5 protein-coding genes and 1 pseudogene are annotated in these 3,179 nt (G+C 60.7%); 3 read left to right on the top strand and 3 right to left on the bottom strand.

Annotated features, from left to right (window positions below):
- A partial coding sequence (locus EN874_RS34125) for a hypothetical protein (RefSeq protein WP_210236015.1) occupies positions 1 to 196 on the top strand: 196 nt, incomplete at its 5' end.
- 143 nt (positions 197 to 339) lie between these two features.
- Here the strand turns inward: EN874_RS34125 and EN874_RS32045 are convergent.
- Together EN874_RS32045 and EN874_RS33960 are read right to left on the bottom strand one after the other, a co-directional pair.
- On the bottom strand, positions 340 to 861 hold the full coding sequence (locus EN874_RS32045; protein WP_127428832.1) for a ferritin-like domain-containing protein: 522 nt from the start codon (positions 859 to 861) through the stop codon (positions 340 to 342).
- Positions 862 to 954: 93 nt separating this feature from the next.
- Positions 955 to 1,116, bottom strand: a complete 162-nt coding sequence (locus EN874_RS33960; RefSeq protein WP_168247694.1) for a hypothetical protein — start codon at positions 1,114 to 1,116, stop codon at positions 955 to 957.
- Between the two features lie 762 nt (positions 1,117 to 1,878).
- On the opposite strand from EN874_RS33960, the gene EN874_RS32035 reads away from it, so the two are divergent.
- A complete protein-coding gene (locus EN874_RS32035; protein ID WP_245513837.1) occupies positions 1,879 to 2,136 on the top strand; it encodes a hypothetical protein in 258 nt (85 codons plus the stop codon).
- Positions 2,137 to 2,215: 79 nt separating this feature from the next.
- Here EN874_RS32035 and EN874_RS32030 read toward each other — a convergent pair whose 3' ends face one another.
- The gene (locus tag EN874_RS32030) at positions 2,216 to 2,527 is read right to left on the bottom strand and encodes a hypothetical protein (RefSeq protein WP_245513835.1); all 312 of its coding nucleotides are present in this window, start codon (positions 2,525 to 2,527) and stop codon (positions 2,216 to 2,218) included.
- A 462-nt stretch (positions 2,528 to 2,989) separates the two neighbouring features.
- On the opposite strand from EN874_RS32030, the pseudogene EN874_RS32025 reads away from it, so the two are divergent.
- A pseudogene (locus EN874_RS32025) lies at positions 2,990 to 3,179 on the top strand (short-chain dehydrogenase); the annotation flags it as partial.

Raw genomic sequence — 3,179 nt, 5'->3', positions numbered from 1 at the left:
TTCTCAGGCTCTCTTGACTATTCTGTATTGTTCGACGGATCGCCTCTGTCGTTGTGGCGCTGCCGTGAAGAACCTGGCCCATAGTGCATCCTTCCATTCTTGGGAAAACAATGCACCATCAAATGCCGGGATCAAACAGCTAGGCCGTCCGGTTATTGAAAAAGGGCATGAAGAAATTCGCGAGCGTCTTCGGTGACCTTAGTTGCCCCTACACGATTTATCGGCGCAACGATCCTTTTCGCGCGAGGGACCATGAGGAGTCGCGGTGCCCCGGCTGAGACCGGGGCCGCCGCATAGCCAGGCATGCCTTTGGAATGCGAAGCGAGCCTACACAGCGCCTTATGCGGCTGCCTGCAAGGCGCGTTCGTTCGCACCGCTTTCGCCGAGCTTGGTAAGCGCCTCGTCGGTAGCGGACTCTTCCTTGAGGGTCTCGCGCAGCAGCGGCAGGGCATCCTTCAGGCCCAACTGCTCCGCCCAGGCGATCAGCGTGCCGTAGCGCGCGATCTCATAATGCTCGACCGACTGGGCGGCCGCCACAAGGCCCGCATCGAGTGCCGGCTGGTCTTCATACTCCTCGAGGATCTCCGAACCCTCTTCGAGAATGCCGTCGATCGCCGGACAAGTCTTGGCCCTGGCGGCCTTACCGAGCAATTCGAATACCTGTTCGAGTCGATCGACCTGGCCCTCGGTCTCCATACGATGCTTCTCGAAAGCAGCGCTCACTTCTTCGGATTGCGCCGCCTTAGCCAGTTTCGGCAGTGTCTTCAGTATCTTCTTCTCTGCGTAATAAATGTCCTTCAGGCCGTCGACGAAAAGGCTTTCGAGGCCGTTTGCCGCGCCGGTCGAGTTTCTCCTTGGCATCGCTTTTCTCCGTTGCTCAGTTTGATTTCCAAATTGCTTGATCCTTGAGGCAAGAAAAACGGCGCCTGCAATCATAGACGCCGCTTCGAAGGTTTAAGACTGGCCGCCCTTGCGGCCGCCACCTCTGTGCTGGCCCATGGTGCGGCCCTCGGCCTGCTGCTGGCCACCGCCGCGACGTTGATCCGGCTCGCGGTTCTTGTGGCTCTGCTGGCCGGCCTTGACGTGCTTGGCTTCCGCCTTGTTTGGGCAATTCATTGCTCCTTAGATTTGTGAATTGGGGTGGACTTAAGGAGGTTCGACTCGCGGGATCGGGTCCTTGGAATTCGGCCTCCCCGAGTAACAACAATCGCCGCGCGCCACTGATGTTCCTGGCGAAATAATTCGTGAACTCAGTGCCGCGCATCCAACCGCCAGCACTGGTATCCAAGGTGCCCTAGTCCTTGACATCGGCGCCGGGCTGGCGACCCGATTTTGGCCCTTTAGCGTCCTTCGAGCGTTCGGAGATCGCCGGACCGGCCCCCGACGTTTTCTCGATGGCGGGGCTGGGCGCCGTCCGACCGGGCGGGTTCCGTCCTTCGGCTTGGCGTGTCTTGTCCTCTGTTTCGCCGGTAGCCCGCGTCAAACCGCCCGCAGGGCGTTCATTGGCGGCCGCATCCTGCGAGAAATCGTCGGTCGGATCGGGACCTGTTCTTGCCGGATATTTCCGCGCGCCAGTTTCGTATTCGGTGTTTCCTCGGGCCATGATGTTTCTCCGTGCTTCGTCGGATGAAAACCGGGTTCGAAGGGCTAAGTTCCCCGCCTGCTGGTCGAGGCGATTTCCACGTTTCGGCTACGGTCGCAAAAAGCTCGACGAATCCGCGGGCAATGCGGTGTGATCGTAATGGTGTTTTGCCTGATCGCCGCGCCAATGTTCTGGGCGGTCATGCTGTCCGGGATGGGCGAAGCCGAACTTCGGGAGACGCGCGCTGTCCCCTCTAGCCGTGTGAGAAGTCCCGTAGCGATGCCCTGGAACTGCGCTTGCGCATTCGTGTCGATTGCATGATGCTATGCATCATGACCGCCAAGTTTCTGGACCACAAATTGGAGTGCCCTTTTTGCGGCACCATCCGCCTGCAGATTCCGGCCGATGCGCAGCCTGCAACTCCCATCAGCTGCACCGAGTGCGGCAAATATCTTGGCACATGGGATGAGTTGCAGACTGACTTCGAAAGCCAAGGCGGGACCGATGGGGTGTTTCGTCTGGACAAGGGACGTATCCAGAAGCTCGATAGCTGATAAGATCCTCAGGAGCTATCGGCGTATCAGGCTAGCCCTCCCAGCCGCGAGGAGCGTTCGCCCGGCCGCCGTGCGATGGTCATGTCCAGGCAGAGTCAACAGTGAGGGACGCCTCGAAGATCTGCTCGCTTTTCTCATTCCGGATCCTAACGGTGATCTTCAGTTGGTCGCCAACCGTCATCTCGTCGCCGGCCACATCGTGCAATATCCGCAATGCTTCCGCGCCCGCGCGTTCGCGGGACGGAAAGAGCTGTCCCTCGCGGTCCAACTGAGTGTGATCGGTATTGTGCAAGTCGAAGTAGAAACGTTCCATCGGCGAGAATCCCGGCACCTGTCTGCCGCCGTGGTTCCAAGTGGCTAATGTCAAGGCGTTCGGCTGAAGCGACGTCACCGTAAAATCCTCTCGCGATGGCAGCCGCGAATGCGGCGAAGGCGACCGCCGGACGGCAGATGCCTGCCATGGCGAGATGCCGCCGACCGGTTGCATTCGATCGACCGGAGCGGAAACAGGAGCGCGCTACATGTTGCTCGCCGGCCGGATGGGTGGCGCCGGATGGTGAGGCGGGCGCGGCCGCGGCCTTGGCGGCACGTCGGCGAGCGAGGCCCGGATCGGCCTGAAAGGGATGTCCGGCGCGGCTGCGCGCTGGCGTAGAAATGCGGTCGACAGGTTGCCGATCAGATTTCGAAAGTCCATGGAACTCGCCTCCTAAGAGTCCCCCCAAACGGTGATCGATTAGCACCGGTGGCGGCCGCCCGCATTTAACTTTGATGTACGGTGCGGCGCGGCCGCCGGCGCGAACAAAAAGCCAACTTTTTCCATCGGGATGCGTTGTCTCTCGAGAAGGAGATGGCGATGTCGACCCGCACCCGATCGAGAACCGAGAGCGCCAAGGCGGCGAGCCGGCAGCGCAGCGTCCAGCGCAAGGTCGATGCGATCGACCGTGCCAAGCCAAAGGCAAAGCAGGAGGGCGCCATGCAGGCCGGCGCGCGCAAATATCCGGTGCCGCCTTTTCCGAAGCAGCATCACCCGAAGCCCGGCGAGG

Source organism: Mesorhizobium sp. M1D.F.Ca.ET.231.01.1.1 (genome assembly GCF_003999155.2).
Taxonomy (GTDB): domain Bacteria; phylum Pseudomonadota; class Alphaproteobacteria; order Rhizobiales; family Rhizobiaceae; genus Mesorhizobium.
The sequence above is the reverse complement of the archived record's forward strand: the minus strand, read 5'-3'. Positions and strand labels throughout refer to the sequence as shown.